A 23,875-nucleotide genomic window follows, 5' to 3' on the forward strand; every position below is an offset into this window, starting at 1 on the left:
TCCTTATGAATAGATGAAACCAGACACTAACCACGCCACTAATACAGTCGGCGCACCTGTTAAGAAGCGGCTGACTAATACAGATGGCACCCCAACACGCACCGTATCTTGTTTGGCTTCTGCCATAGATAAACCAACGGGGATAAAATCACAGGCCGCTTGCGCATTGATGGCAAAAAGTGCTGGTAGTGCCAAATGCGGCGGAATATTACCTAACCCTATCTGTACCCCAACTAATACGCCAATCACTTGTGCAATGACAGCACCAGGGCCTAAGAATGGTGAAAGCAATGGGAAAGAACAAATTAACGCAAGAGTCACTAAACCGAGTGGATTGGTTGCTAACGGCGTTAATGCATGTGCAATTAAGTCTCCAATACCTGATGCCATAATGATCCCGATCAGGGCTGATACAAACGCCATAAATGGCAAAATGGTTTTTAATACTGTTTCAATGGTTTCACGCCCTGCTTGGTAAAACACCGCAACGACTGATCCCATACCTGTGCCGATTTTTGCCAGCAGACCGTCACTCTGTTCGGTGATTTTTTTGCTACTGTCATACTCACGGTAAGCGGTCGGATTTTCACTATTTTTTGCAGAATTTTCTGTAGATTGCACCGCTTGCACATCATCATCTTTTACATGAATATTGTTTGGTTTTACTGCAGAAACATAAATATCTTCCACAATAAACTGTGCTAACGGGCCAGATTTCCCTGTGGTATGAATGTTGATTGTGGGAATACGGCGTTTTGGATAAAGCCCACAGCGTAACACGCCGCCACAATCAATAATGGCCACCCCGATCTCTTCTTGTGGAGGTTCGCCATCTTTAAAACCGTCTACAGCTTCCCAGCCAGTGAGTTCTACTAAGCGATCAACGATTGCAGGGCGCGTTCCCCCTGTTACATATACAATTTTTTTCCCTTCAACCACAGGGATAGAAAGAGGACCGCCCCAACCGCCATTGCCTTTTTCAATATAAATTACTTTACTCATAGCTTGCTCCTATTTTTTCATTCTGCTTTTATTTTGCAAGATGAACTTCTCGTTCTAATTGAATACCCATTCGTTTTTCAAAAATCTTCGTTGTAAAATCGGTTATCCAACCACGGAAGAAGTTGGTAAATAAACCCACTAAGAAGTAGCTGACGGCTAATGGGCCGAGTGGCAAACCAAGCGTGGTTAAGCCTTGCGCAATACCTAAATAAACAAAAAGCTCACCTGGATTGATATGGGGAAATAAACCGTTCATTGAGTGGCAACTATAAGAGGCCGCCGCATAATAACTTGGTTTATAACGTTCTGGTAAAAAGCGACCTAAACTTAATGTCATTGGATTACAAAATACGAAAGTACCAATTAACGGTAATAAAAAATAACGGGAGAAGGGATTGCCTGAACTGCGTTGTGCCAAGCGTTCAATACGCTCTTGCCCTATAAAATAAATAAGTGCATTCATCACAACTAACAATGAAATCAATAATGGCAAAATGCCAGTCACCATACCGACAAACACCTCACCGCCTTTTTGGAATAGACCGATGAACCACTCGGCTCCTTTGGTAATAGATTCGATCATAACGACCTCCGATTTGATAGATTAGATAGGTTACTTAATGTAACGGTGGGCATGATAGCGTAAATAAAAAAATAAAAATGCGATCTAGATCACAAAATGAAAATAAAATAAAATATTTTCATTTCAGAATGAAATAAAATAAAAATTATGCAAAAAATTCCCTAAATTTTACCGCTTGCTGTATAATCCACCTCTTTTTTACTCTGTGGTTCGAAAACCTCCCACGCTAAAAAACTAAGGAACAATATGAACAAACCTAAAAAGGCTGTCGTGATTTTTTCCGGCGGCCAAGATTCAACTACCTGTCTATTTCAGGCAATTCACGAATTCGGCAAAGAGAATGTTGAAGTCATCACCTTTCAATATGGGCAACGCCACGCTATTGAGCTAGAAAAAGCAAAATGGATAGCACAAGATCTCGGCATTAAACAGACTTTAATTGATACTTCCGTGATCAAAGCTATTACAAGTAATGCGTTGATGTCTGAATCTGAAATCAAGCAAGAAGGCAATACACCAAATACGTTTGTTGATGGTCGCAATGCCTTGTTTCTACTCTACACGGCAATTTATGCCAAAGGCCAAGGCATTCAAACTATTTTTACGGGGGTATGTGAAACTGATTTTAGTGGCTACCCTGACTGCCGAGATGTATTCATCAAATCAATGAATGTAACACTCAATTTAGCGATGGATTACAACTTCAACATTCGCACGCCATTGATGTATCTCACCAAAAAAGAGACGTGGGCATTAGCCGATGAGCTTGGTGCTTTTGATTATATTCGTGAGCATACTCACACTTGCTATTTAGGCGTAGAGGGCGGCTGCCATACTTGTCCAAGTTGCATATTGCGTGAAAAAGGCTTAAACGAATATCTTGCCGAAAAGGAGCAAAACAATGCATAAAATCGCTAAAGAATTTAGTTTTGACATGGCACATATGCTTGATGGACACGATGGTAAATGCCAAAACCTTCATGGTCATACCTATAAATTACAAGTAGAAGTGTGTGGCGAGCTGATTGAAAGCGGTGCTAAAAACGGTATGGTGATTGATTTTTCTGATCTCAAAGCCATTGTGAAAAGAGAAATTTTAGATCAGATGGATCACGCTTTTATCTATGATTCCACCTCTGAACGTGAATGCCAAGTGGCAAAGCTCCTTACCGATCTGAAATCCAAAAACTACGGTATTCCTATGCGCACCACTGCTGAAAATATGGCGAAGTATATGTTTGATAAATTAAGCCAAGCGGGATTGCCTGTGAGTTTGATTCGGTTGTGGGAGACACCTACGTCGTATTGTGAGTACTCAGAATAATTTTTATCGCATTATATTTTGTGTAGGGGCGGACCGATGTGTCCGCCCCAATGCTCAATGAATTAAATGGGCGGACTCATCGGCCGCCCCTACATCAATCAACTAATTATCCTCTGACATGAATACTCCCCAATACCGAATTGTAGAAATCTTTGAAACCCTTCAAGGTGAAGGCTTTAACACAGGCATGCCGAGCATTTTTATCCGTTTTGGCAAATGCAACCTCGCTTGCCCTTGGTGCGATACCAATTACAACCAATTTGAGATGAAAAGCCTTGATGAAATTATGCAAACCGTGCGGAATTTCACCGCTAAAAATATCATTATCACAGGAGGCGAGCCAACTATCCAACCCGATTTGGAAATTCTGCTTAATCAACTCAAAGCCGAAGGCTATTTTATTGCAATTGAAACCAACGGCTTAAAACCTGTGCCGTTGCAAATTGATTACATCGCCACTAGCCCCAAACGACTGTATCAGAAAAACTATCTTAAACACCATATTCCCTATGCGAATGAAGTGCGAATTGTGGTGGACGATGATGTACTCGATTTTTGTGAGCAAATTGAAAACACCATAAAAGCCGAACGCTACTATCTTTCCCCTTGTGAAAAAGATGGTGTGATGAATATGCTTGAAACTATTACCCAGCTAGGCTTATTAAATCAACGCCTAAATAAACCGAAATGGCAGTTGAGTATTCAAACGCATAAGATTGCTGGGATTGAGTAATTTTGTAGATTTTTGGCAAAAATAAACCGCTTGCAACATAACATTACAAGCGGTTTATTTTTATCAAAAATTTGCAAATTAACGCATTGTCACAAACTCTTCCGAGCCGGTTGGGTGGATTGCCACAGTATTATCAAAATCAGCTTTGGTTGCGCCCATTTTGATTGCCACAGCAAAGCCTTGGATCATTTCGTCTACGCCAAAGCCAATTCCGTGTAATCCAACAACTTTTTCATCTTCACCGACGCAGACTAATTTCATTTTGCACGGTTGACGGTGTTGGGTTACCGCGGTGTACATTGCGGTGAATGATGATTTATACACTTTCACATTCTCTGCACCGTATTGCTCAATCGCCTGTGGTTCCGTTAAGCCGACTGTGCCAATAGGTGGGTGGCTGAAAATCACGGTTGGTACAAGATTGTAATCTAAATGCTCGTTCGGTTTATTGTTGAATAAACGTTCAGATAAGCGTCTGCCTGCGGCAACGGCAACAGGGGTGAGTTCAATACCGCCTTCAATAATATCACCTACCGCATAGATATTTGGCACATTGGTGTTTTGGAATTTATCTACTTTAATATAACCTCGAGCATTGGTTTCTACACCTGTAACGACCAAGTTGATCACATCAGTCGCAGGTTCACGTCCAATTGCCCAAATTAAGGTTTCAACGGTTTGGCTGCGCCCATCTTCTAATTTCACCGTGACGCTACCATCTGCATTTTTATCGATTTCTTGCGGAATGGCGTGAGTATGTAAGGTGATGCCATCTTGTGCTAACACTTCTAATAAAGTTTCTACAATTAACGGATCTTGATTACGCAATGGTGCATGCTGGCGCACAAATAAATGGGTTTCTACCCCAAAACTATTGAGCACCCCTGCAAGTTCAACGGCAATATAACCCGCCCCGACAATGGCAACGCTTTTCGGTAAGGTATTTAGGGCAAAGACACCATCGGAATCAATACCATACTCTGCTCCTTTGATTGCTGGACGACTTGGTCTGCCCCCTGTGGCAATCAAAATATGATCTGCAGTAACCAGTTCTTTTTTACCGTCTGCATATTCTACTTCAATGGTTTTCGCATCTTTAAAACGAGCGAAGCCGTTTAAAACTTCAACATTATTTTTACCTAGCACATTGCCGTAAGAGGTATGAATACGCCCGATATAAGCTTGGCGGCTCTCTACAAGTTTCTCGAAATCAAAGTTTTTCACCTCTAGATCAAAGCCGTAATCAGGTGAATAGCGATGGATTGCTTCGCTAATTTGTGCGCCGTAGAACATCACTTTTTTCGGCACACAGCCAACGTTCACACAAGTGCCCCCTAAATGTTTTGCTTCAATAATCGCACATTTTTTACCATAGCTTGCTGCACGGTTGATTGAGGCGATACCGCCGCTGCCGCCACCGATGGCGATGTAGTCATAATGTTTCATAATTTGTTCCTTTGTAATCAAACAAGCGGGCAGATTTTAACGTTTTTTTGCAAAATCTGCCGTTAATTAATCTGATAGCCATCAATGATGGTTAGCAACACTGTTAAGCATTTTATCAATATACGCCATTGCAATCGCAGAAATGACAAATGCCATGTGAATGATCACTTCCCACATCATTTGCGTTTGCGAAAGCTTGTTTGCGTTAATAAATGTCTGTAATAAATGAATTGAAGAAATACTGATAATTGCCATTGAAAGTTTCACCTTCAAAATTGTCGCATTAACGTGATCTAGCCATTCTGGCTGATCTGGGTGGTTATCCACATTCAATTTAGACACAAAGGTTTCATACCCGCCTACTACAACCATTACGAGCAAGTTAGCAATCATAACGACATCAATCAAATTCAATACGGCTAACATGATGGTGTCAGAATCCATTTGATTCAAATTGACAATCAGGTGCCAAAGCGATTTAACAAATTTATAAGCATAAACGCCTTGCACCACAATCAAACCAAGGTAAATAGGTAATTGTAGCCAACGGCTGGCAAAGATAATTTTGCTAAAGAGATTTTGATTAAGTTGAGTTTCTGATTGGGACATAGCTTTCCGATAACAATAAATAACAGAGGGCAAATTTTAGCATAAAACATAACGCATTTTGAACATGGGCGTTGTTTGTAATGCAGAAAGAGTAAATGATTATTTGTGCAAAATTAACTCACTATTTACCCGCTTGTTATCATTTCTAAAACTATTTTTTAAAGCCTTTACCATCATTCCACGAAACCGTGTAGGCCAACGGTAATCTAGCACTTGGAATTGCTGGCACTGCGGCTTTCCCCATAGCAATGAGCATCACAGGGGCATAACGCTTGCTATCAATGTCTAAAGTGGTTAGCACAGCTTGTTTATCGTAAATACCGATAGCGTGAGTATCATAGCCCTTATCTTTGGCTACCAGCATGAGTTGCATAGCGGCAAGTGAGGTATCTGTAAATACTTGGTCTCGAATGTCTTGCTCACTTAATTGCTGATGCATACTGAGCAGGAAATTATAAGAATTTTGTTTAAAATTCTCGTGCAAACAGCCCTGTTGAATGGAATTATCTAAAATATCCTCCAGCAATAGCTCATAGTGTAAATCAGCTAATACCATAATTAACGCAGCAGCACTTTCACAAGGTGGCCCATTAAAGGCGACTTTATCCAGTAATTTCGCTTTTTGTTCACTATCATCCACCACGACAAATCGCCATGGCTGTAAATTCGCTTTACTTGGCGCTAATTGAGCAAGCGTGAGCATTTCTTCTAATTCCTTACGCGGAATTTTAACGCGATTATTAAACATTTTGATCGTTTTGCGTTGTGAAATCGCCTCAATTAGTTTCATTTTTCTCTCCATCGTAAAATAATCATGGCCGTTCAGAGTCTATGTCAAACGTTTAACTTGCCCAAGCCTCTTCCGTTAAGCTTTTACCAAAATGGCTTTCAATCAATCTCATTGTCAATGGGTGCTGCGGATTAAGTAAAATATCCTTAGTTTTGCCATACTCTACAACTTCCCCACGATCCATCACCATTAATTTATCCGACAAATGTTTAATTAAGCCAAGATTTTGACCGACATAAAGGTAGGAAAGCCCCAACCGTTCCTGTAATGATAACAGTAGATTAGTCAATTGGCTTTTTACAGAAAAATCTAATGCCGTTAAAGTGTCATCTACAATAATGATATCGGGATGTAAAATAAGCGCTCTCGCCAATGCAACACGCTGTTTTTGACTATTTGATGCATCAAAAATAGGAATAAGTGAATGTTCAGGATACAGCCCAACCAATTTTAATGTCTGAAAAATACGTTGATTACGTTCTTCTTCATTCAACTGGGTTGCCAGCTTTAGAGGGAGTTCTAGAATTTGTCCTATATTTAAGTTTGGATCAAAAGCGTCATTGGGATCTTGAAAAATCATGCGAATATGCTTAGCACGCGTTTTATAATCACCGTATGTCAATGCCATATTCTTCAATAACATCTCGCCTGCTGTTGGTTCAACAATCCCAGCTATCATCTTTACTAAAGTTGATTTCCCTGCACCATTATCGCCAATAACAGCAAGCGTCTCTTGGTAATTTAGGCTAAAAGAGACATTTTTGACTGCATAAAAATCTTGTTTACGAAAAAGGGAGATACGGTCAGTAAAACGTTTATTGAGATTGCGAACTTCAAGTAGTGGCATATTTTATGAAGATAAATAAGTTTAAGTCTATTATAAGTTAAAAGCCCCATCTGGCGATAGGGCTTTGTCTGCTTAACGATTATTTGCCTTCCCAAGCACGAATAATACGGTGACGTGCTTCAGATTTACCTTTGGCATCTAATCCCCAGTAATTTTCTGCGATGCCGCCTTCCCAGCCACCATAGTTAGGGTTTGGTAATACAATGAATTTTGTACCGAATAATTTGCTATTTTTATCTGCGAACGCTCTACGCTCTGCATTTACTTTACCATACACTTCATTACCAAAATCATCTAAGTTATCGCCCACATAAAGTACGATTTCGTAGCCTTGTTTCTCAATTTCATCAAAACGTGCCTGCTTAGCAGATTTATCTTTTTTCAGATATAAGGTTTCTTCACTAACCCCCTTGAAACCTAGTTTATTCATATCATCAATCGTTCCCGCTTTTTCAGTACTATCTTTGCGGTTAGAGACATAGAATACTTTTCCACCATGGCTATTTACGTAGTTATTAAACTCTACCGCACCAGCAATTGCTAACGTTTGACGGGCATTAACCCATTGCGTCCAAGTTTCTGAACCAAATGGTTGGTTATTTTTAATTTGCCACCCCGCATAAGCGCTGTTATCTACCATTGTTTCATCTAAATCTACGGCTACCGCTTTTTTCTTGCCTTTTTTCACTTTAGCATTATCAAAAGCAACTTTTGCAGTATTAAATGCTTGATAAGCAAGTGCTTGATACTCGCCTGAATCCTGCATCCAGTTAACACCTAATACAGCATGCTGTTGCAAACGTGCATCATCCGTCATATTTGACGATGAACAGCCTGCTAAAGCTAAAGCAGAAATGACGGCAAGAGAAGTTATTTTTAGTGTTTTCATAGTTTTGTCCTCTGTGATTTCAGATGATAAAAGACCGCTTTTACAAGCGGTCAGTTTGTGGCAGAAATCTGCCAAATCGGTTATAGCACATCAATACAGTTTAGATCTTCAAAAGATTGTTCTAAACGTTTAGACATGGACTCTTCCATTTTGCGTAACCATACACGTGGATCGTAGTATTTTTTGTTCGGTGAATCAGGGCCTTCTGGGTTACCTAATTGACCTTGTAAATAGTCTTTATTCGCATTGTAGAAGTCTAAAATACCTTTCCAAGATGCCCATTGAGTATCAGTATCAATGTTCATTTTGATTGCACCGTAGCTGATTGCTTCACGGATCTCTTCACGGCTAGAACCAGAACCACCGTGGAATACGAAATCTAATGCGTTGTGTGGTAAACCACGTTCAGCAGAAACGAATTTTTGTGAATCGCCTAAGATAGATGGTTTTAATTTCACATTACCTGGTTTGTAAACACCGTGTACGTTACCAAATGCTGCTGCGATAGTGAAACGTTTACTGATTGGGCTTAGGCTGTCGTAAACGAATAACACTTCGCTTGGCTGGGTATATAGGCGTGCTTCATCAACATCTGAGTTATCTACGCCATCTTCCTCACCACCGGTGATCCCGATTTCAATTTCCAAAGTCATACCCATTTTTTCCATGCGAGCAAGGTAACCTTTACAGATTTCCATATTCTCTTCGATTGGTTCTTCTGAAAGGTCAATCATATGTGAAGAGAAGAGTGGACGACCAGTTGCGGCAAATTCCGCTTCGCTCGCATCTAATAAACCATCGATCCAAGGAAGTAATTTTTTCGCTGCGTGGTCGGTATGAAGAATTACAGGCACGCCATACTCTTTAGCAAGAGTGTGAACATGACGAGCACCTGCGATTGCCCCTAATACATCTGGACGAGCACCGCTAGTTGGCTTAATACCTTTACCTGCATAGAATTGTGCACCACCATTTGAGAATTGGATAATCACAGGTGCTTTAACACGTGCTGCAGTTTCTAACACTGCATTTACAGAGTCTGTCCCCACACAGTTTACTGCTGGGATTGCAAAGTTGTGTTCTTTTGCATAAGCGAAAACTTTCTGTACATCATCGCCTACTAATACGCCTGCTGGCACTAAGTCTAATAATTTAGCCATTTTAATTTTCCTTTTGTAATTAACTCTCTCCCTTCAAGGGAGAGAGACAGATTTGAGCAAAGCAATGTCTTTGCGAAAATCAGAGAGAGGGTTGCAGATTTCTGCATAAATTTAACCGCGTGTTACCCCTCTCCCTCCGAAAATCCTTTGGATTTTCTCCACCCTCTCCCCACAGGGAGAGGGATTATTAATTAACCATTTGCACGTTTTTCTAAAATTTCCACCGCTGGTAACACTTTGCCTTCTACAAATTCTAAGAATGCACCACCACCAGTTGAGATGTAGGAAATTTTATCTTTGATACCAAACATATCAATTGCTGCAAGGGTATCACCGCCACCTGCGATAGAGAATGCGCCATTTGCCGTTGCATCAACAATCGCTTGAGCGACTACTTCTGTTCCTTTGCGGAAGTTCGGGAACTCAAATACACCCACAGGACCATTCCAAAGAATGGTTTTTGCATTGCGGATAATTTCAGCGAGTTGCTCAGCGGATTGATCGCCAATATCAAAAATAGAATCATCTTCGGCGACAGCATTAACTGCTTTGTGTTCAGCTGGTGCTGTTTCAGAAAATTCTTTACCCACACGCACATCAACTGGCACAGGAATGTTGGTTGCTTTTGATAAACGCTGTGCTTCTGGGATTAAATCTGCTTCGTATAAAGATTTACCCACGTTGTTGCCTTCAGCTGCAATGAAGGTATTTGCGATACCACCGCCCACGATAAGTTGGTCAGCGATTTTTGAAAGGCTGTCTAAAACCGTTAATTTAGTAGAAACTTTTGAACCACCTACAATCGCAAGCATTGGGCGTTGTGGCTCTTTTAATGCTTTGCCAAGCGCGTCTAATTCTGCTGCTAATAAGGGACCAGCACAAGCAACTGGTGCATATTCTGCAACACCGTAAGTTGATGCTTGCGCACGGTGTGCGGTACCAAATGCGTCCATCACAAATACATCACAAAGTGCTGCGTATTTTTTACCTAACTCAGGGTCGTTTTTCTTCTCGCCTTTGTTAATACGCACATTTTCTAATACGACGATTTCATTTTCGTTGACTTCTACGCCGTCTAAGTAATCACGCACTAAACGTACTGGTACATCTAATGCTTTGTTTAAATAATCCACCACTGGTTGTAATGAGTCTTTCTCTTCAAACACGCCTTCAGTTGGACGACCTAAGTGAGAAGTAACCATCACTTTCGCACCTTTTTGAAGAGCCAGCTTTAAGGTAGGAATAGTTGCACGGATACGCGCATCAGATGTGACTACACCATCTTTTACCGGTACGTTAAGATCTGCACGGATAAAAAGACGCTTGCCTGCGAGGTCAAGATCAGCCATTTTGATTACGGACATAGTATGTTCCTCATTAAGATTGAAAATAAAACGGGCGGATTATAACAGTTTCTGCCCGTTCTGAATGAAACTAGATCAAATTATTGCGTTTTTTTCCAATTTTTTTATTAGAAAAAATAAATCCAGAAATTTAAATCCAGAATAAATAGCCATAAGTCGCAATAACCAAAATGCAAATTAAGTTCAGCCAAATACCAGCCTTAATCATTTCACGCTGTTTTACCTGACCAGTACCAAAAACAATTGCATTTGGCGGAGTTGCAACAGGCAACATAAAGGCACAAGAAGCACCTAAACCAATAATTAAAGCAAGCCCAATTGGTGGCATACCTAAAGCTTCTGCAATTGAAATAAAAATAGGAACAAGCAATGCAGCACTAGCCGTATTTGAAGTAAATTCCGTCAAGAACACAATAAATGCTGCAACCAATAAACCAATAATATAGTAATGGCCACCTTCAATCACGGCAACTAAACCATCTGCCATGACTTTGCTTGCCCCCGTTTTACCTAATACAGCACTGAGAGTTAAGCCACCACCAAAGAGAAAAAGAACGCCCCATTCAGTATTTCTTTGAATTTGTTCCCAATCTACGACACGCGCAATGCAGAGTAATACCGCAGCAAGAATTGCAACAATACTATCAAATGCACCAATACTCTTTACGCCAAATACAGCTGATAAAATGGGGTTTATTTTTGAACTAAACACCCAGCACACAGCAATAAACAAGAAAATAGCGAGAGTGATGACGCGTTGAGTATTAAACTCAATCTGCTCAAATTCAAAACTAAAGCGGCTATTAAGATTTGGCTTAAATACAATGTATATAGTACCAAATACAATAGGTAACAAAATGAGCATAACAGGTAAGCCATAGCCTAACCAGTCGGAAAAGGTTAAATGTAAATTCGAGGCAACAATTGCATTTGGTGGACTTCCAACCAATGTGCCCATTCCCCCAATACTGGCACTATAAGCAATACCAAGTAGCACAAACACATAAGTATTATGCTCTTTTTCTTGATCCATTTTGCTTAAAATTCCCATTGCTAATGGCAACATCATTGCTGCAGTCGCAGTATTACTAATCCACATAGACAAAATAGCTGTCACTGCCATCAAATATAAAACCGCTAAAGAAAGCTTACCCATTGCTAAACGCATAATGGCATTTGCAATCATTCTGTCGAGTTTTTGTACATGCAATGCCGTTGCTAACGCAAAACCACCAAAAAATAAAAAGATTGTAGGATCGGCAAAACTTGCTAGAGCATCTTTAGAACTTACAAGACCTAAGCAAACAGCTAATAGAGGGATAATTAGTGCAGTGATTGTGACGTGTATAGCCTCGGTTAACCACAATACAGCAACGAATGCTAATAATGCTAAGCCTTTATTTGCTTCTGGAGCAAAAGGCAATGTATTAAGCAACACAAAAAACAGAATAATATCAGCAACAAGTATTAGCCCATTTCTGATAGGAGCATTCCACTCTTGTAATGGATTGGTCGATGACATAACGCCTCCTAAATAATTAACGTTCTAATTACAAAAACGGCACAATCCGCACATTGGCAGATTGCACCGTATCTTTTACGATTGCTGTTTAGCAATCTTCTCTCTCGCCAACGATTTCTTGGCAATTTTTAATGTTTGTTGCAATTCACGTTTACTTTGCCAAATTAATAAGCCCATTGCAGCAAAAGTAATACCATAGGCAAGCCATACATAAAAGCCATAGCCCCCCATTGCGAAAAAATCACTGATTGAATCAAACTGAAATTTCATTCTTGCTCCTTATGCTGCTTGAGCTAACGCTTTTACCCAAGGACGTTTATGCTCATCTTTTAATAATGCGACACGATAACGCAAAATACTAAACCAAAGCATAAAAATCATTGAGCCCAAAATGGCTAATAGTAATGGAATTAGCATCTCAACCGCCATAGACGGTTTATCAAATTTGGTAATGGTCGCACCTTGATGTAATGTATTCCACCACTCAACCGAGAAATGAATAATCGGGAGATTAATAACGCCTACGATAGACAAAATCCCTGCCGCTTTTGCTCCAATATTACGATCTTGAAACGCTGAATACAAAGCCATCACACCTAGATACAGGAAGAAAAGCACCAAAGCCGAAGTTAAACGAGCATCCCATACCCACCATGTTCCCCACATTGGTTTACCCCAAATCGCCCCTGTGGCAAGCGAAATAAACGCAAAGGTAGCACCAATCGGAGCCATAGAAATCATGGCCAAACTTGCTTGGCGAATTTGCCAAACTAATGCAACAAGTGCAGCAACTGCCATAGAGCCATAAACTCCCATAGACCAAATTGCTGCCGGTACATGGATAAAAATAATTCGATAGCTATCGCCCTGCTGATAATCTTTTGGCGCAAAAGCCAAACCCCAAAGAAAAGCAATACTCAGCATCAACAATGCAATCACGCCTAATACTGGTTGGATTTTCCCTAGCAATTGATACTGGGTTTCCGACTTGGCATAAGGGTGTAACCACTTCCACATAAGAACCTCATTAAACTATAAAAAATCTATTTTGTAAATTTTTTGTTAAAAATAACCGCTTGCTATTGCATACTCACACGGAGTGCACCTGCAATAGCAAATGGTGAAAAAGTGAGAGACAAAGCAAGTATGGCTCCCATAATTGCTAATTGCCCACTGTAACCTAAATTTAAACTCGCTGCTTCTAACACACTAGCAGCAAAAATTAACACAGGTAAAAATAGCGGCAAAATTAATAAACTTAATAGTGTTCCACCTTTACGTAGTCCCACAGTTAATGCCACACCAATAGCACCTAAACAACTTAAAATTGGCGTACCAACCAATAAAGTCAAAACTAACGCGAACCATACTTCAATCTCAAGTGAAAGCAAGATGGCTGTAATTGGCGATAACAAGATTAAAGGTAGCCCCGTCAGTAGCCAATGTGCAATTACTTTTGCTAACGCGACTTGTGGTAAGCCCGTAGGTAATAACATGAGCTGCTCAAGCGAACCATCTAAATAATCATCACGAAATAATCTTTCAAAAGAAAGCAATGCAGACAATACCGCAGCTACCCATGCAGTACCCGAAGCAATTTTGCTCAATAATTCTGGATTAGGCCCCATCAATAACGGAAACATCGTAATCACAATAAGAAAGAACCATAGCGGATTTAAAATTTCCGCAGGCTTACGAAACGCAACTGTCAGTTCTCTTTGAATTATAGTTAGTAAAATCATGCGTTTTATACCTTAAATAGGTCAAGCGATAGTAATTGAACTTTTTGGCTCTGCGCAGTTTGGTGGCTAGTAAAAATGCACATTCCTCCTTGCTCACAATGCTGTTCGATATGTGAAATCAACTCTACGACCCCTTTTTTATCGATAGCAGTAAATGGCTCATCTAAAATCCATAATGTAGCATCAGTTAGCCATAATTTTGCCAGTGCAACACGTCTATGTTGCCCTGCTGAAAGGTAAGAGCAAGGTAAATCTTCACGACCAACTAACCCTACTTTTGCTAAGGCATGCCAGAGCATATCATCATCTTGCGGCAAACCTTGAATTTTTTGGTAGTAACGTAAATTTTCCCAAGCGGTCAATTCCGGCTTAATTCCTGCAAAATGTCCTAAATAGAATAGGTGAGCATAATACTCGTCTCGCTGTTGTAAAATTGGCGCTCCATTCCATAGCACTTCGCCTTCTGCCGCAGTTGCTAACCCAGCCAAAATGCGTAATAAACTTGTTTTGCCAATACCATTATGCCCTTCGATTTGCCACCATTGCCCACTTTCCACGGTTAAATGACAACCTTCAAACAGACGCGTTTCACCTCGTTCACAGGCAATATTAACTAAGGATAATTGATTATTACTGCTCATTGTTATAATCCTAATACATCTTTGACGAAAGGCAGGGTTAATTTTCGCTGTGCCTGTAATGAAGCTTGATCTAAACGTTCTAGTTTTTCTTTTAATACAGAAAGATCTCGATCTAGGCGTTTCAGTAAAAAATTCGCTACTTCATCCGTTAATTCTAAGCCTTTATCGTAAGCGGTTCGCCGCAAAATTTCGCGTTTTTGTTCATCTTTAAGATCGCCTAGATGGTGAACCTCCCCCCAACTTAAACGCGAACGTAGATCTTCTCGATCACGACTTAATTTAAGCTGTTGGGGTGAGCAGTCTGCACTAATGAGTAGCAAGGTTTTTTTCGTTTGGCTAAATAACCCATGTTGCTCACGTAATTGATTAATTAAATTAAAAATCGCCTGTTCCCACTCTGGATCGCCTACAACATATTGAATATCATCCAAGCAAATTACATCTAATTTATCTGCATTATCTAAGACCGCTGGTGAAAAATAGGCTAGCTTTTCTAACGGGATATAACTAGCTAGGCGATCATTTAGCAAATAATAGTGCGTAAGCGCTTTTAGCAGATGGCTTTTACCACTACTTTTAGCACCCCAAACATAGAAAAACGGCTGGCGTACTACATCAAAATTTTGACGTAGCGAATCCAGCAATGCAGCACCATTCTCTGCACAGAAGTTTTCTAGGGTTTCATCATCAATTTGGTGGATCGGTAGTGAGAGTTGCAAAATGATCTATTCAGCTAAAAAAATTGCAGGGAAGCATAACGGAAAAATCAATGGTTGAGAACCCTCAACCATTGATTTATAAGTAAAATTATTAATTGACTTTTAATTTTGTCCAGTTGTAATAACCATAAATTGAGTTAAGTAGGAATGCTGCATACATTGTATAAACAGCCGGACTATCCGCCCATAGCGCAATTGAAATGATATTAAGGGCAATCCAGAGTAACCATTGTTCACGGTAGCGCAATACCATTAAAGCTTGGGCGGCAACCACAATAATGGTTGTTAATCCATCTAAGCCAGTTGAGCTACCACCAAAATGATTAAGTAATTGCACAAAGGAGAGTGTCCCTAGCAACAAAAATGTAATGAGTGCAATCCAACCTTTAAGATCTAACGCCTTTGCTATAACTGCCTCAGCACCATTATCATTTTGCATATTTTGAGTCCACAAAAAGTAGCCTATAAACTGCGCGGGAATATACACATAGAGTGTCGTATTCATTTCCCCTAAAAAATTATTCGCTAAAGCTAAATAGAAGTAGCTATAAGCAAAGATCAAACCGAAAAAATAGTTACTAATTTTCCCTTTACTGATAAAGACATTACAAATGATGCCCGATACACCAGAAATCATGCCAATAACAGGCGCTTTGGCGTTCATTCCGTTGGTTTGAATATCATATATACCGCCCCAAATAATGGCAACGATACAGAAAATCAAGAAAGTTGCTTCCCACCATTTCCATCCACCAAACAGCTCTTGTATTGTTTTTTCAGCTAACTTTGAAAAATCCATATTGCCTCCCAAGGGATTAAAAATAAGCCTATTCTAATTAAATTTAAATCCATATTCTGTGATACATATCACATTTATAACCTGCAAAAAATTTAAATGAATTAGCAATAGACTCAGCTCATCTAATGCACTATAAATTATTCAAGCGAATATCAATTAACATATGCTCATTTTCTGGTGCACTTGCTTTTGCTTGTTCATAAGCACTCTTTGCCGCTTCTTTATCCCCTTTGGCTGCTAAAATGTCTCCAACAAATACCTGTTTACGCAAATCCCACGCGTTATCTTGAATTTTAGCTAATGTCGCTAACGCTGCATCAAATTGCTGAAGCTGGAATTCAACCGCTGCCAAACGAAAACGAATAACATTTTTCAATGTTGCATCGTCTGTATTACCAATAGCTTGGTTTAATACATTTTTCGCTACAGCAAAATCTTGCTTATCCACTAATTGTTTAGCTTGTTCTAATTGAGCAAAAACGGCATAGCTTGTAGCTTGATTATCTGCAATAAATTTCTCAACAAGCGGTGTATTTTTCTCTGGATTTTGCAAATAACTTTCCATTACTTGCTGATAGCTTGCAGAGGTTTTTTGCGCCACTTCAACTTGATGATTTTTCCAAAAATTCCAACCAGCTGAAGCAGCTAAAGCTAAAATTATTGCCATTAAAATAGGCATACCATTTTGTTTCAACCAGCTTTTCGCCTCTTCAAATTGCTGTTCTTCTGTTTTATTTAAATAATCGCTCATTGAATGATCCTTATTTGAAAGAGAATAAGGGCAAATTGCATTTGCCCTTACAAATTAAAAATACTTCTGTAACTCTGCAACCAAATCTGTCTGTGCAATAACAATTTGCTCAGCCCCCGCCAATAAATCTTTCACAACCACTTGGTTTGCTTGCACTTCGCTTTCACCTAACACCAATGCAATTTTTGCGCCTGATTTATCCGCTCGCTTAAATTGCTTTTTGAAATTACCACCGCTCGCATGCATCATCACTCGCAGTTGCGGCAAAGCAGAACGTAGCATTTCTGCTAAGCGGAAAGCAGCAGCGGTCGTTCCCTCGCCCATATGCACGAGATAAACATCAACGGTACGTGCAAGCTCAATCGCTGGATTCACTTCTTGCACCAGTAACACTAAGCGCTCTAAGCCCATTGCAAAACCAACCCCTTCTGTGGCATGCCCGCCAAGTTGAGCGACTAAACCATCATAACGACCACCACCACAAACTGTGCCTTGTGCACCTAATGCGCTAGTTACCCATTCAAAAACGGTTTTGTTGTAATAATCTAAACCACGTACTAATTTTTGGTTTACTTCGTAAGCAATTCCCATTTGATCTAGGATCATACAAAGCTCTGTAAAGTGCGCTTTTGATTCTTCATCTAAGAAATCATGTAATTTCGGTGCGTTATTTAACACTTCTTGTAGCGCTTGGTTTTTAGTATCTAAAATGCGTAGCGGGTTAGAAATTAAACGGCGCTCACTATCGGGATCTTGTCTTAACACCTCGCGGTGATTTTCAAGGAATGCGACTAAAGCATCACGATATTTCTGACGAACCTCTTGCCCTCCAATTGAGTTAATTTGCAGAGTCACATGTTCGCGAATCCCTAGTTTTTCCCATAAACGGGCAGTGAGCAAAATTAATTCCGCATCGGCTTGAGCTGATGCGATACCAAAGATCTCTACTCCAGCTTGATGGAATTGACGATAACGTCCTTTCTGCGGACGCTCATAACGAAACATCGGGCCAATATACCATAAACGCTGTTCCTGATTGTAAATCCAGCCATGTTCAATCGCTGCACGTACACAACCTGCCGTTCCTTCTGGGCGTAAGGTCATTTTCCCTTCATTATTGTCATCACGCGAGAAAGTAAACATCTCTTTTTCAACAATATCCGTTGCTTCCCCCACGCCACGTTCAAACAATGACGTACTTTCTAAAATTGGAGTGCGAACTTCCGAATAGCCGTAACTAGAAAAAGTTTCACGAATGGTATTTTCTACCCATTGCCATAATGGAGTTTCGCTTGGAGAAAAGTCATTCATTCCTCGAATAGCTTGAATAGTTTTTGACATTAAATTTATCCTGATTTTGTAAAAATTTTAATGAATTTGATCGCTTGATCCAATATGAATGTCGTTAATGGGCGAATTACATTCGCCCATTAATAATTTTTTGGGGACGAATGTAATTCGCCCCTACAGTTTAAACCTGTGCAATATCAATACGTTGTGTCTGTTGTGCCACTCTCGCCCGAATTTTTGCCTCAAGTTGGTCAATAAGCTGGTCATTATCAAAGCGCTCTTTCTGGCGTACGCCATCTAGATAAAAGCCGCTCATTTTGTTTGAACCAGTTACCCCTAAATCAGACACTAATGCCTCACCTGGGCCATTTACGACACAGCCAATAATTGAAACATCCATTGGCGTAATAATATCTTCTAAGCGTTGCTCTAAGGCATTTACAGTGCCAATAACATCGAACTCTTGGCGTGAGCAAGTTGGACATGCGATAAAGTTAATCCCACGCGAACGAATGCGCAGTGATTTCAAAATATCAAAGCCCACTTTGATCTCTTCCACAGGATCTGCTGCTAATGAGATCCGCAACGTATCTCCAATCCCTTCGGATAATAATAGACCTAAGCCAATTGCAGATTTAACCGCTCCTGCTCTTGCTCCGCCAGCTTCTGTAATCCCTAAATGTAAAGGTTGTTTGATCGCTTTGGCTAATAATCGGTAACTTTCCACCGCTAAAAAAACATCAGATGCCTTTACACTCACTTTAAATTGATCGAAATTCAATCTATCTAAGATCTCAACATGGCGCAAAGCACTTTCAAGTAAAGCTTCTGGCGTTGGTTCTCCATATTTTTCTTGAATATCTCTCTCAAGCGAGCCCGCATTAACGCCAATACGGATTGGAATATTTTTATCCCGAGCACAATCTACCACTGCTCGAATTCGTTCTTCCTTACCGATATTACCAGGGTTAATTCGCAAGCAATCTACCCCATATTCCGCTACTTTTAAGGCTATACGATAATCGAAATGGATATCGGCAACCAACGGCACAGTCACTTGCTGTTTGATCAACTTGAACGCTTCAGCGGCATCCATTGTCGGCACCGAAACACGAACAATATCTGCACCAACACGTTCAAGAGATTTAATTTGTGCCACAGTGGCTTCAACATCCGTAGTGCGTGTATTAGTCATGGATTGTACTGCGATCGGAGCATCTCCTCCCACTGGCACATTGCCTACCCAAATTTTTGTCGATTCACGACGTTTAATCGGCGCTTCTTTTAACATGTTTAATCCATTATTGTGGTAGTTTAATTCGTGCAACACGACCATCTACTTTTAACGGTACCTGCTCACCCTTGTAGTAGATTTTCACATTTGCTGGCGCGCCAATAGTCAAACGATATTGTTCATTGTTATTAAACGCCAGCACATCGCCTGAATTATAAAGCTTCTCGGCTAGGCTTTTTTTACTTTTCGGGGTACGTACCGTAATCCAGCTTTGCCCACCTGTAATTTCAATGCGTAATTCATCGTTACTCACAGCAGGCACAGGCTCTTCAGCCACGGTTTCTTGCTGCTCGGCTAAAATAGCCGCGGCTGTTTCAAGAGGCATTGAATTTGCATTTTCTTGACGATTATCTACCGCTTGCGACATTTCTTGCACAGTTTGATCTGGTGTTGGTGTTTCACTGCTATGTTCTAGCTCTACACCCTCCTGCGTATTTTCAGCTGGTGCGGCTAATGCCAACTCCTCATGATTACTTGCCAAGTGGATTTCTGTACCACTATTTGACGTTGTTTCAAGTGCTGGTAGTGTTTGATTTGCAGCAACTTCACTTGAACTGACTAGTGAATCACGGCTTAGCTCATCTTTTTTATGCTCTTGCCACCACCAAGCGAGTGTCATACCAATAGCACATAATAAGATCAAACCCGTAAGCCATTTGACCCAACGGCTTTGCGACTTATGGTTGTTCGAAACCTTAATCGGCGCTGCTTTTTTCACCTCTTTAGGGATTGTCACTTCACCGTAATTTGCTTGCTGAATCAAACTTTCTGGCAAACGTAGAAAGCTAACATATTTACGTACATAGCCTCTCACAAAAGCAGGAGGCACATTAGCCAAAATAAAAATATCGTTTTCTAACGACTCAATATGGCTCTTTTTCAGGTTTGTTTTGTGTGCCACATCATCAATTGAAAGATTAAGGGCTTCACGGGCGTTTTTAAGCTGCAGCCCCAAAGAAAGCGTGTCTAACGTTTCACTCATATTAAAAGTACTTTTTGAAAAAAATTGGTCGGAAAGTTTAAAGAGATAGTTGCCTTTTTGCAATCCCAAGCAGCAAAAAATGGCTATTCAACAATAGCCAATAAAAAGCCTAGATGCGAATTTGCTCTATTTTGCTTTTTGTTGCGCTGCTGCTTTATTTTCTTCTTCAACTTTTTCAACGCATTCATGCAAAATTAAATCAGCACCTTGCTTAATATAGTTATCATTCCGCACGCTGCCTTTTTGTAGATCAAGCATCGCATCATGAATACCTTGAGTAGCGCTTTGCGTATCAATCAATTTCCAGCATTTTGGGCTCAGATAATTTGCTTTTGATTGAAAAGAATTTGCATCAATGATACCACTATAATATGCATAGATATTATGATCTAAAAAACGGTTCATTAAACTACCGCGAATTTGCTCAATTGGCAGACTATTACGATTATTAAAATAATCATCCACACCACGAATGTACGAATCAATATCGTAACTACCATTTACTCTATCTTCATAAGCTTGCGCTGTACCTGCATATGCAATTGCATAAGATTTCTGGTCAATCTGCTGCGGATCCATACGATTCCAGCTATTCGATGATGAATAGCAGCCCGCCAGCCAGATACCAACCCCGACTAAAAAACAAGATTTCATCACTCTTTTCATTTGATACTCCTCATCCTCAATGAAAATTTGTTACAATTCTAGCAAATGTTCCCTATTACGCAAAATTTTAAGGAAAGCGCATGAAACAGTATCTCTCTCTCTGCCAACGCATCGTTGAACAAGGTAAATGGGTTGAAAACGAACGCACCGGTAAACGTTGTTTAACCGTTATTAATGCGGATTTAACCTACGATGTTGCCAACGGTGAATTCCCATTAGTGACCACCCGAAAAAGCTATTGGAAAGCCGCAATTGCCGAATTGCTCGGTTATATTCGCGGTTACGATAATGCGGCAGATTTCCGCGCGCTTGGTACAAAATCGTGGGATGCCAATGCAAACGAAAACCACGCTTGGCTTGCAAATCCACATCGTAAAGGCGAAGACGATATGGGCTTAGTTTATGGTGCAGTAGGGAGAAATTTCCCTAAAGCAGACGGTAGCGGCAATATCGATTTACTTCGTCAAATTGTCGATGATCTTAAGCGTGGCGTGGATAACCGTGGCGAAATTTATACCTTCTATCACCCAGGTGCATTTCATATGGGGTGTTTACGTCCTTGCTTACATAGCCATCACTTTTCATTATTAGACGGTACACTCTACTTAAATAGCACACAACGTTCTGCTGATGTACCACTTGGCTTAAACTGGAATATGATTCAATGCTACACTTTCCTCGCATTAATGGCACAAATCACTGGACATAAAGCAGGCTTGGCTTTCCACAAAATTGTTAACGCACACATTTATGAGGATCAATTAGACTTGATGCGTGATGTACAGCTAAAACGCGAGCCGTTTGTTGCACCAAAATTAACGATCAACCCCGACATCAAAAGTTTAGAAGATCTTGAAACTTGGGTCACTCTCGATGACTTTGAAGTGGAAGGTTATCAAAGCCACCCAGCGATCAAATATCCCTTCTCGGTATAATTATTTAGGTGGGCTATCCCACCTAATTTAGTTAAATCCCATAAATTTTTTATATTTATTATTTCTACCCACTATTTTTTTATGGATTTTGTGGCACAATACGCACTTTTCCAATAACCCACTTTTTGACTAGGGATTTATTATGCAAAAAATTCTATTCCCATTTATATTTTCTAGCCTACTTTTAAGCGCTTGCGATCAACAAACGGCACAAACTACCATCGTGCAAGCAGAATCACAAACCGCTTCACCAACACAAAATAATGAGCTTACACTTGCAACTATTGTCGCCCCTTGGGAAATCGGCAACCTTGAGCCGAACCAGTCAGGCGTCATTTTTCAGCGTATGAACTTAGCGGAAACATTGGTAGAGGCGGATCAACAAGGTAATCTCATTCCAGCGCTTGCCACCGAATGGCACAGCGATGAGTCAGGCAAAATCTGGACATTTAGCCTGCGTGAAAATGTGTCATTCCACAATGGTAAATCGCTTGATGTGCAAGCGGTGGTAAATAGCCTAAACATTGCAAAATCTAAACCCGGTGTGCTAGCGAATGCTTTCATCAGCGAAATTCGTGCCAACAATGACAAGGTAGAAATTGAGCTAAGCAAAGCCTTTGAGCCATTTCCATCATTTTTAACCCACTACTCTACGATTATTCTTGCCCCTGAAAGCTATAACAATGAAGGCAATGTCGTTGAACTTATCGGCACAGGTGCATTTAAACCCGTGCAAATTCAAGCACCGCAAAAACTTTCCGCTCAACGTTTTGATGCCTATTGGGGAGAAAAACCACTGCTATTACAAGCCAACTATTTAGCCAGCAGCCGTAGTGAAACTCGTTCATTGATGGCACAAAGCGATGCTTCATCATTAGTGTTTAATCTTGATACGGCAAGTGTGGAACGTTTAAAAAACGATCCGAATCTGCAAGTCATTAGTGGCTCTATTGCGCGTACCATTCAATTAAAAATGGACGTGGCAAAGCCCTTTTTTAACGATATTGCGATTCGCCAAGCCCTATCACAAGCGATTAACCGTAAAGCGATTGCCGAGCAAGTTTTAAAAATTGAAGATGGCATTGCCGATCAGCTTCTGCCGAAAGGCTTTGAAGAATGGCGAGTTCAAAGCGAAATCCCAGCAGTAGATATTGCAAAAATTAAGCAAAATCTCACCGCTTACGGGTATGAATTTGATGCACAAGGCAATCTCACCAAAGATGGTAAGCCGTTTAGCTTTACCTTGCGCACCTTTTCTGACCGCCCAGAACTGCCGATTATCGCCACCATTTTGCAAGCACAATGGAAACAAATTGGAGTGAATGTGAATGTTTCCGTTGGGAATTTCAGCGAAATCCCCGCTGGCCATCAAGATGGTAGCCTAGAAATGGCACTCTATGCCTTTAACTACGGTAAAACCTTAGATCCCTTTGCCATCATTGCCCAAGATATTGCCAATGGCGGTAGCGATTGGGGCGTAATGAACTGGCAAAATAGTGAGTTGGATAACGCAGTAAAAGCATTAGAAACTGAACGCAGTCCTGAAAAAGCCAAAGCGTTAAAACAGCAAATCAGCCAAATTATCAATGATGAATTGCCGATTATTCCTGTGGTCTATTATCAGCAAAATGTGGTGGCACATAAAGGTGTACAAAACATCACGCTTGATCCGTTTGAAAGACATTTCTTTTTAGAAAAATTGGCGAAATAGAGGACGATGATTTAAATCATCGTAGGAATAGGGTTTATCCCTGTCCTGAATAAAAAGAGAAAAAATCTAACGTAGG

General features: G+C 40.4%; 26 protein-coding genes and 1 riboswitch. Of the genes, 5 read left to right on the plus strand and 21 right to left on the minus strand.

Annotated elements, in window-relative coordinates; all coding sequences use genetic code 11:
* Nucleotides 1-3: 3 nt before the first annotated feature.
* Nucleotides 4-1,002 carry a PTS glucitol/sorbitol transporter subunit IIB gene (gene srlE / locus EDC51_RS09805; protein WP_015432191.1) on the minus strand — a complete coding sequence of 333 codons (999 nt, stop codon included), beginning with the start codon at nt 1,000-1,002 and terminating at the stop codon, nt 4-6.
* Between the two features lie 28 nt (nt 1,003-1,030).
* The gene (gene srlA / locus EDC51_RS09810) at nt 1,031-1,585 is read right to left on the minus strand and encodes a PTS glucitol/sorbitol transporter subunit IIC (protein ID WP_025267181.1); all 555 of its coding nucleotides are present in this window, start codon (nt 1,583-1,585) and stop codon (nt 1,031-1,033) included.
* Nucleotides 1,586-1,784: 199 nt separating this feature from the next.
* Nucleotides 1,785-1,829, plus strand: a riboswitch (PreQ1 riboswitch).
* Between the two features lie 2 nt (nt 1,830-1,831).
* Here srlA and queC point away from each other — a divergent pair.
* The 3 genes from queC to EDC51_RS09825 all read left to right on the plus strand — a co-directional run bounded on the left by queC (nt 1,832) and on the right by EDC51_RS09825 (nt 3,642).
* Nucleotides 1,832-2,494 (plus strand): 7-cyano-7-deazaguanine synthase QueC, encoded by a 663-nt coding sequence (gene queC, locus EDC51_RS09815; RefSeq protein ID WP_131928845.1) that lies wholly within the window; start codon nt 1,832-1,834, stop codon nt 2,492-2,494.
* Nucleotides 2,487-2,909, plus strand: coding sequence for a 6-carboxytetrahydropterin synthase QueD (queD, locus tag EDC51_RS09820; RefSeq protein ID WP_025289156.1), 423 nt, complete (start codon nt 2,487-2,489; stop codon nt 2,907-2,909). Before queC ends, queD begins: the two co-directional genes overlap by 8 nt.
* 118 nt (nt 2,910-3,027) lie before the next feature.
* On the plus strand, nt 3,028-3,642 hold the full coding sequence (locus EDC51_RS09825) for a 7-carboxy-7-deazaguanine synthase QueE (protein WP_131928846.1): 615 nt from the start codon (nt 3,028-3,030) through the stop codon (nt 3,640-3,642).
* A gap of 78 nt (nt 3,643-3,720) precedes the next feature.
* Here EDC51_RS09825 and gorA read toward each other — a convergent pair whose 3' ends face one another.
* The 19 genes from gorA to EDC51_RS09920 form a co-directional block, all read right to left on the minus strand.
* Nucleotides 3,721-5,091 (minus strand): glutathione-disulfide reductase, encoded by a 1,371-nt coding sequence (gorA, locus tag EDC51_RS09830; RefSeq protein ID WP_131928867.1) that lies wholly within the window; start codon nt 5,089-5,091, stop codon nt 3,721-3,723.
* Nucleotides 5,092-5,169: 78 nt separating this feature from the next.
* A complete protein-coding gene (locus EDC51_RS09835; RefSeq protein WP_015432185.1) occupies nt 5,170-5,697 on the minus strand; it encodes a TIGR00645 family protein in 528 nt (175 codons plus the stop codon).
* 151 nt (nt 5,698-5,848) lie between these two features.
* On the minus strand, nt 5,849-6,487 hold the full coding sequence (locus tag EDC51_RS09840; protein WP_131928847.1) for a nitroreductase family protein: 639 nt from the start codon (nt 6,485-6,487) through the stop codon (nt 5,849-5,851).
* 52 nt (nt 6,488-6,539) lie between these two features.
* On the minus strand, nt 6,540-7,334 hold the full coding sequence (locus EDC51_RS09845) for a peptide ABC transporter ATP-binding protein (RefSeq protein ID WP_015432183.1): 795 nt from the start codon (nt 7,332-7,334) through the stop codon (nt 6,540-6,542).
* Between the two features lie 79 nt (nt 7,335-7,413).
* The gene (locus EDC51_RS09850) at nt 7,414-8,223 is read right to left on the minus strand and encodes a 5'-nucleotidase, lipoprotein e(P4) family (protein ID WP_131928848.1); all 810 of its coding nucleotides are present in this window, start codon (nt 8,221-8,223) and stop codon (nt 7,414-7,416) included.
* An 80-nt stretch (nt 8,224-8,303) separates the two neighbouring features.
* The gene (fbaA, locus tag EDC51_RS09855; protein WP_015432181.1) at nt 8,304-9,383 is read right to left on the minus strand and encodes a class II fructose-bisphosphate aldolase; all 1,080 of its coding nucleotides are present in this window, start codon (nt 9,381-9,383) and stop codon (nt 8,304-8,306) included.
* Between the two features lie 191 nt (nt 9,384-9,574).
* Nucleotides 9,575-10,747: a phosphoglycerate kinase gene (locus tag EDC51_RS09860; protein ID WP_131928849.1), complete on the minus strand. Its 1,173-nt coding sequence runs from the start codon at nt 10,745-10,747 to the stop codon at nt 9,575-9,577.
* 130 nt (nt 10,748-10,877) lie between these two features.
* The gene (locus EDC51_RS09865; RefSeq protein ID WP_015432179.1) at nt 10,878-12,269 is read right to left on the minus strand and encodes a DASS family sodium-coupled anion symporter; all 1,392 of its coding nucleotides are present in this window, start codon (nt 12,267-12,269) and stop codon (nt 10,878-10,880) included.
* Nucleotides 12,270-12,344: 75 nt separating this feature from the next.
* Nucleotides 12,345-12,539 carry a heme exporter protein CcmD gene (gene ccmD, locus EDC51_RS09870; RefSeq protein ID WP_015432178.1) on the minus strand — a complete coding sequence of 65 codons (195 nt, stop codon included), beginning with the start codon at nt 12,537-12,539 and terminating at the stop codon, nt 12,345-12,347.
* Between the two features lie 9 nt (nt 12,540-12,548).
* Complete coding sequence (locus tag EDC51_RS09875) at nt 12,549-13,286, minus strand: heme ABC transporter permease (RefSeq protein WP_025289147.1); 738 nt, start codon at nt 13,284-13,286, stop codon at nt 12,549-12,551.
* Nucleotides 13,287-13,348: 62 nt separating this feature from the next.
* The gene (gene ccmB, locus EDC51_RS09880) at nt 13,349-14,011 is read right to left on the minus strand and encodes a heme exporter protein CcmB (RefSeq protein ID WP_025267186.1); all 663 of its coding nucleotides are present in this window, start codon (nt 14,009-14,011) and stop codon (nt 13,349-13,351) included.
* Between the two features lie 5 nt (nt 14,012-14,016).
* Nucleotides 14,017-14,652, minus strand: coding sequence for a cytochrome c biogenesis heme-transporting ATPase CcmA (gene ccmA / locus EDC51_RS09885; RefSeq protein ID WP_015432175.1), 636 nt, complete (start codon nt 14,650-14,652; stop codon nt 14,017-14,019).
* Nucleotides 14,653-14,654: 2 nt separating this feature from the next.
* Nucleotides 14,655-15,371, minus strand: coding sequence for a DnaA regulatory inactivator Hda (hda, locus tag EDC51_RS09890; protein ID WP_025289146.1), 717 nt, complete (start codon nt 15,369-15,371; stop codon nt 14,655-14,657).
* Nucleotides 15,372-15,462: 91 nt separating this feature from the next.
* Nucleotides 15,463-16,170 carry a nicotinamide riboside transporter PnuC gene (gene pnuC / locus EDC51_RS09895; protein WP_015432173.1) on the minus strand — a complete coding sequence of 236 codons (708 nt, stop codon included), beginning with the start codon at nt 16,168-16,170 and terminating at the stop codon, nt 15,463-15,465.
* Between the two features lie 130 nt (nt 16,171-16,300).
* Nucleotides 16,301-16,921, minus strand: coding sequence for a YfgM family protein (locus tag EDC51_RS09900; RefSeq protein ID WP_131928850.1), 621 nt, complete (start codon nt 16,919-16,921; stop codon nt 16,301-16,303).
* 54 nt (nt 16,922-16,975) lie between these two features.
* Nucleotides 16,976-18,262 carry a histidine--tRNA ligase gene (gene hisS / locus EDC51_RS09905; RefSeq protein ID WP_015432171.1) on the minus strand — a complete coding sequence of 429 codons (1,287 nt, stop codon included), beginning with the start codon at nt 18,260-18,262 and terminating at the stop codon, nt 16,976-16,978.
* Nucleotides 18,263-18,392: 130 nt separating this feature from the next.
* On the minus strand, nt 18,393-19,502 hold the full coding sequence (gene ispG / locus EDC51_RS09910) for a flavodoxin-dependent (E)-4-hydroxy-3-methylbut-2-enyl-diphosphate synthase (protein ID WP_131928851.1): 1,110 nt from the start codon (nt 19,500-19,502) through the stop codon (nt 18,393-18,395).
* A 10-nt stretch (nt 19,503-19,512) separates the two neighbouring features.
* Nucleotides 19,513-20,487: a RodZ domain-containing protein gene (locus tag EDC51_RS09915; protein WP_131928852.1), complete on the minus strand. Its 975-nt coding sequence runs from the start codon at nt 20,485-20,487 to the stop codon at nt 19,513-19,515.
* A 126-nt stretch (nt 20,488-20,613) separates the two neighbouring features.
* Entirely contained in the window at nt 20,614-21,153 is a 540-nt protein-coding gene (locus tag EDC51_RS09920; protein ID WP_131928853.1) for a hypothetical protein, read from the minus strand.
* 80 nt (nt 21,154-21,233) lie between these two features.
* Between EDC51_RS09920 and EDC51_RS09925 the strand changes: the two genes are divergently transcribed.
* Nucleotides 21,234-22,088 carry a thymidylate synthase gene (locus EDC51_RS09925; protein ID WP_015432167.1) on the plus strand — a complete coding sequence of 285 codons (855 nt, stop codon included), beginning with the start codon at nt 21,234-21,236 and terminating at the stop codon, nt 22,086-22,088.
* 142 nt (nt 22,089-22,230) lie between these two features.
* The gene (locus EDC51_RS09930; RefSeq protein WP_131928854.1) at nt 22,231-23,799 is read left to right on the plus strand and encodes an ABC transporter substrate-binding protein; all 1,569 of its coding nucleotides are present in this window, start codon (nt 22,231-22,233) and stop codon (nt 23,797-23,799) included.
* Nucleotides 23,800-23,875: the final 76 nt, after the last annotated feature.

It is taken from the genome of Bibersteinia trehalosi (assembly GCF_004346205.1).
Lineage (GTDB): Bacteria > Pseudomonadota > Gammaproteobacteria > Enterobacterales > Pasteurellaceae > Bibersteinia > Bibersteinia trehalosi.

What these genes read in the sequence shown, in the direction of transcription:
- EDC51_RS09930 (WP_131928854.1), top strand. Translation starts at nt 22,231, where the DNA reads ATGCAAAAAATTCTATTCCCATTTATATTTTCTAGCCTACTTTTAAGC.
- queD (WP_025289156.1), top strand. Translation starts at nt 2,487, where the DNA reads ATGCATAAAATCGCTAAAGAATTTAGTTTTGACATGGCACATATGCTT.
- ccmD (WP_015432178.1), bottom strand. Translation starts at nt 12,539, where the DNA reads ATGAAATTTCAGTTTGATTCAATCAGTGATTTTTTCGCAATGGGGGGC.
- EDC51_RS09925 (WP_015432167.1), top strand. Translation starts at nt 21,234, where the DNA reads ATGAAACAGTATCTCTCTCTCTGCCAACGCATCGTTGAACAAGGTAAA.
- EDC51_RS09825 (WP_131928846.1), top strand. Translation starts at nt 3,028, where the DNA reads ATGAATACTCCCCAATACCGAATTGTAGAAATCTTTGAAACCCTTCAA.
- ccmB (WP_025267186.1), bottom strand. Translation starts at nt 14,011, where the DNA reads ATGATTTTACTAACTATAATTCAAAGAGAACTGACAGTTGCGTTTCGT.
- EDC51_RS09875 (WP_025289147.1), bottom strand. Translation starts at nt 13,286, where the DNA reads ATGTGGAAGTGGTTACACCCTTATGCCAAGTCGGAAACCCAGTATCAA.
- EDC51_RS09920 (WP_131928853.1), bottom strand. Translation starts at nt 21,153, where the DNA reads ATGAAAAGAGTGATGAAATCTTGTTTTTTAGTCGGGGTTGGTATCTGG.
- EDC51_RS09850 (WP_131928848.1), bottom strand. Translation starts at nt 8,223, where the DNA reads ATGAAAACACTAAAAATAACTTCTCTTGCCGTCATTTCTGCTTTAGCT.
- queC (WP_131928845.1), top strand. Translation starts at nt 1,832, where the DNA reads ATGAACAAACCTAAAAAGGCTGTCGTGATTTTTTCCGGCGGCCAAGAT.
- EDC51_RS09845 (WP_015432183.1), bottom strand. Translation starts at nt 7,334, where the DNA reads ATGCCACTACTTGAAGTTCGCAATCTCAATAAACGTTTTACTGACCGT.
- ispG (WP_131928851.1), bottom strand. Translation starts at nt 19,502, where the DNA reads ATGTTAAAAGAAGCGCCGATTAAACGTCGTGAATCGACAAAAATTTGG.
- EDC51_RS09900 (WP_131928850.1), bottom strand. Translation starts at nt 16,921, where the DNA reads ATGAGCGATTATTTAAATAAAACAGAAGAACAGCAATTTGAAGAGGCG.
- hisS (WP_015432171.1), bottom strand. Translation starts at nt 18,262, where the DNA reads ATGTCAAAAACTATTCAAGCTATTCGAGGAATGAATGACTTTTCTCCA.
- EDC51_RS09835 (WP_015432185.1), bottom strand. Translation starts at nt 5,697, where the DNA reads ATGTCCCAATCAGAAACTCAACTTAATCAAAATCTCTTTAGCAAAATT.
- pnuC (WP_015432173.1), bottom strand. Translation starts at nt 16,170, where the DNA reads ATGGATTTTTCAAAGTTAGCTGAAAAAACAATACAAGAGCTGTTTGGT.
- fbaA (WP_015432181.1), bottom strand. Translation starts at nt 9,383, where the DNA reads ATGGCTAAATTATTAGACTTAGTGCCAGCAGGCGTATTAGTAGGCGAT.
- srlE (WP_015432191.1), bottom strand. Translation starts at nt 1,002, where the DNA reads ATGAGTAAAGTAATTTATATTGAAAAAGGCAATGGCGGTTGGGGCGGT.
- srlA (WP_025267181.1), bottom strand. Translation starts at nt 1,585, where the DNA reads ATGATCGAATCTATTACCAAAGGAGCCGAGTGGTTCATCGGTCTATTC.
- EDC51_RS09840 (WP_131928847.1), bottom strand. Translation starts at nt 6,487, where the DNA reads ATGAAACTAATTGAGGCGATTTCACAACGCAAAACGATCAAAATGTTT.
- EDC51_RS09865 (WP_015432179.1), bottom strand. Translation starts at nt 12,269, where the DNA reads ATGTCATCGACCAATCCATTACAAGAGTGGAATGCTCCTATCAGAAAT.
- EDC51_RS09860 (WP_131928849.1), bottom strand. Translation starts at nt 10,747, where the DNA reads ATGTCCGTAATCAAAATGGCTGATCTTGACCTCGCAGGCAAGCGTCTT.
- EDC51_RS09915 (WP_131928852.1), bottom strand. Translation starts at nt 20,487, where the DNA reads ATGAGTGAAACGTTAGACACGCTTTCTTTGGGGCTGCAGCTTAAAAAC.
- ccmA (WP_015432175.1), bottom strand. Translation starts at nt 14,652, where the DNA reads ATGAGCAGTAATAATCAATTATCCTTAGTTAATATTGCCTGTGAACGA.